Source organism: Streptomyces sp. SPB074 (genome assembly GCF_000154905.1).
Taxonomy (GTDB): Bacteria; Actinomycetota; Actinomycetes; order Streptomycetales; family Streptomycetaceae; genus Streptomyces.
Genome location: NZ_GG770539.1, coordinates 4,476,338 through 4,479,402, shown reverse-complemented (window position 1 = coordinate 4,479,402; position 3,065 = coordinate 4,476,338). Strand labels below are relative to the sequence as shown.

The window sequence follows — 3,065 nt, the reverse complement described above, 5'->3', positions numbered from 1 at the left end:
GGGAGCAAACGTGGCGGGAGCGGACCTCGCGGGGGCGGACGTGGCGGGAGCGGACGTGGCGGGACCGGACCACGCGGGAGCCGACGCGCCGGGACCGAACCTCGCGGGAACGGACGTGCCGGGAGCGGACCACGCGGGAGCCGACGTGCCGGGAGCGGACCACGCGGGAGCCGACGCGCCGGGAGCGGACCACGCGGGAGCCGACGCGCCGGGAGCGGACCACGCGGGAACGGACGTGGCGGGGGCCGGCGCCCGTCGTCGTCTCCGGCTTCCCTCCTTCGGCGGGCTGCGGGGACGGATGGTGCTCGCCTTCGCGCTCGTCGCCGTCGTCAGCGCGCTCGGGACCGGGGCGCTGACGTTCCGCGAGGCGCGCAACGGGGTGTTGCAGCGGAGCCAGGACGGCGTGGTGGACCAGTTCAGGAGCGAGGTCGGGCGGGTGGTGCCGGGACTCGCCGCGCCCGCCGACGAGGACATGCTGCGCGAGCTGGCGAGCCGGCTCGTCTCGGGGCATCGCGCTCAGGGCTGGCGCGTCGTCGCCGCGTACGGGAGCCTGCGGGCGGACGCGGGCGGCGGGCCGCCCCCCGGGCTCATCGGCCGGGAGCTGCGGGAGCGGGTGGAGCGGCACTCGGTCGCGGTCTTCCAGCGGGTGCGGGCGAGCGGCGGCGCCGTGCTCGTCGTCGGTCTACCCGTCACGTACGCGGACGATCCCCGCGCCCTGAGCGGCCTCTCCGTCTATCTCGTCGTGCCGCAGGCGGGCGAGGAGGCGTACGTGGCGGCGCTCGTGAGCGCCGTCGAGCGGGCCGCGCTGCCCTCGCTCGGGCTCGCGGTGCTGCTCGCGCTGTTCCTCGCGCGCGGGGTGCTGCGGCCGGTGCGGCAATTGCGAGGGGCGCAGCGGCGGATGGCCGAGGGGGATCTCGGGACCCGGCTCACGGTGCAGGGTTCGGACGAACTCGCGGGCCTCGCGGGGGCGTTCAACGAGACGGCGGCGGCGCTGGAGAAGTCGGTCGCGGAGTTGCGCCGGATGGAGGCGCGGGCGCGGCGCTTCGCCGCCGACGTCTCGCACGAACTGCGCACGCCGCTCGCCGCGATGGCGGCGGTGACGGACGTGCTCGCCGAGGAGGCGCCCCGCTTCGACCGGGACACGGCGGACGCGGTACGGCTCGTGACGCAGGAGACGATGCGCCTCGCGCGCCTGGTGGAGGACCTGATGGAGATCTCCCGTTTCGACGCGGGCGCCGTCGCCCCGCACACCGACGACCTCGACCTCGCGGAGCCCCTGCGCCGCACGCTGTCCACCCGGGGGTGGACGGACCGGGTGGAGACGGACCTCCCGGCGGGGACCAGGGCCCGGGTCGATCCGCGCCGCCTGGACGTCGTCGTGGCGAACCTCGTCGGCGACGCGCTCAAGCACGGCGCCCCACCCGTCCGCCTCACGCTGCGCGCGCGGCCCGGGGACGGGGGCGCCCCGGCGGGCGGCGGGGTCCCGGCGGGCGGTGTCGAGATCGAGGTGAGCGACCGGGGGCCGGGCATCCCCGGGGCGGCGCTCCCGCACCTCTTCGACCGCTTCTTCAAGGCCGGGGCGGCCCGCACCCGCAGCGAGAGCAGCGGTCTCGGCCTCGCGATCACGCTGGAGAACGTCCGGCTGCACGGCGGCGAGGTCACCGCGGCCAACCGCCCGGACGGCGGCGCGGTCTTCACCGTCCGGCTGCCGAGGCGGCCACCGGAACGGCGGACGGCCGGTCCGGAACACCGGCGGACCGGTCCGGGGGTACGGGCATGAGGCCGCCCCCGCGGCGAGACGCCCCCGCACCCCCCGATCACCCCCGCGCGGCGCGGCACCCCCAGGCGCCCGGCAGCCCCGCGCCCGCACCGGCACCGGCACCGGCACCGGCACCGGCACCGGCACCCTTCCACACCCGTATCCGCACCGGCCGAGCCCTCGCCGCCCTCCCCCGCACCCGTATCCGCACCGTTCGAGCCCGCGCGGCCCTCCTCCTCCCCGCCCTCGCCCTGCTCGCCGCTTGCGGGGTGCCGCCCACCGGCGTCGTGGAGGTCGGCACCCCGGCGAGCGGTCTGCGGCTGACGCACGGCGTCTACTTCCTCGCCCGGGACGAGCCGGACACCCTGCGCGCGGCGCCGCGCCCGGAGGCCGCCGCGCTCACCGAGACCCTGCGCGCGCTCATCGAGGGCCCCTCGCGCGCGGAACGCCCGACCCTGACGACCGCGCTCCCGGCGGGCCTCCCCCTCCCCCGCCTCACCGCGACCCCCTCGACGCTGGAACTCCACTTCCCCGCGCACACCCCGGGCCTCTCCTCCCGGGCGGTCCGCCAACTCGCCTGCACCGCGCTCCTGAACGCACCCCTCGGCCTCCTCGCGAGCACCCCGCCCGGCACCTCGGCACCCACCGCCCCGGGCCGAGCCCTCCCCGTCCCCCGCCCCGGCGCGGTCCGCGTCACCGCTCCCGGCACCACCGCCACCCTGACGACCCGCGAGCGGTGCCCGGGCCTCACGGGCTGACCCGGGACGGGCCGCAGGAACCACCGACCGGGCCTCACGAGCCCGAACCCGGCCCGCACCGACCGGAGTCCGGGTCGCACCGGCCCGAATCCGGCCCGCACCCGCCCGAGTCCGGCCCCAGCACCTCGTCCAGGCCCACCGCCCCGAGCAGGGCGGCCAGTTCGGGCGGCGTCCGGCGCAAGCGCACCGCGCAGCCGTGACGCCGTGCCGTGAGGGCCAGCCGGGCCAGGAGATCGAGCGCGGCGAGGCCGCCTCCCGTGAAGGCCCCGAGGTCGATCACGAGCGTGCCGGAGGAGCGGGCGAGCGCGGTGACCCGGCGGTGGAGGGCGGGGAGGTCGGCGGGAGCGGGAAGACCGCCGAGGGCGAGAACGGGAGGGCCGGAGCCCGGAGCTGCGGATGCTCCGCTCGGTGCTGACATCACGAAGAGAGGACCGGGCGGGCCCCCGCGACTCATCGCCCCGCCGGCGGACGCCCCGCCTTCGCGCACACGCCCCGTCCAGTCCAGCCCAGCCCGGCCCCACACGGCACGCCCCCGCCCCCGTACCCGG

The 3,065-nt window shown here is 78.4% G+C and carries 3 protein-coding genes; 2 read left to right on the top strand and 1 reads right to left on the bottom strand.

Going from position 1 to position 3,065, the window contains the following annotated elements; all coding sequences use genetic code 11:
• The first annotated feature begins 298 nt into the window (after nucleotides 1-298).
• Together SSBG_RS18825 and SSBG_RS18820 are read left to right on the top strand one after the other, a co-directional pair.
• Nucleotides 299-1,780, top strand: coding sequence for a sensor histidine kinase (locus SSBG_RS18825; RefSeq protein ID WP_050776919.1), 1,482 nt, complete (start codon nucleotides 299-301; stop codon nucleotides 1,778-1,780).
• Nucleotides 1,777-2,517 carry a GerMN domain-containing protein gene (locus SSBG_RS18820; protein ID WP_008747659.1) on the top strand — a complete coding sequence of 247 codons (741 nt, stop codon included), beginning with the start codon at nucleotides 1,777-1,779 and terminating at the stop codon, nucleotides 2,515-2,517. The genes SSBG_RS18825 and SSBG_RS18820 overlap by 4 nt, the downstream gene beginning before the upstream one ends.
• Before the next feature lie 34 nt (nucleotides 2,518-2,551).
• Here SSBG_RS18820 and SSBG_RS18815 read toward each other — a convergent pair whose 3' ends face one another.
• Nucleotides 2,552-2,935, bottom strand: a complete 384-nt coding sequence (locus tag SSBG_RS18815) for an STAS domain-containing protein (protein WP_078491352.1) — start codon at nucleotides 2,933-2,935, stop codon at nucleotides 2,552-2,554.
• Nucleotides 2,936-3,065: the final 130 nt, after the last annotated feature.

What these genes read in the sequence shown, in the direction of transcription:
- SSBG_RS18815 (WP_078491352.1), bottom strand. Translation starts at nt 2,935, where the DNA reads ATGTCAGCACCGAGCGGAGCATCCGCAGCTCCGGGCTCCGGCCCTCCC.
- SSBG_RS18825 (WP_050776919.1), top strand. Translation starts at nt 299, where the DNA reads ATGGTGCTCGCCTTCGCGCTCGTCGCCGTCGTCAGCGCGCTCGGGACC.
- SSBG_RS18820 (WP_008747659.1), top strand. Translation starts at nt 1,777, where the DNA reads ATGAGGCCGCCCCCGCGGCGAGACGCCCCCGCACCCCCCGATCACCCC.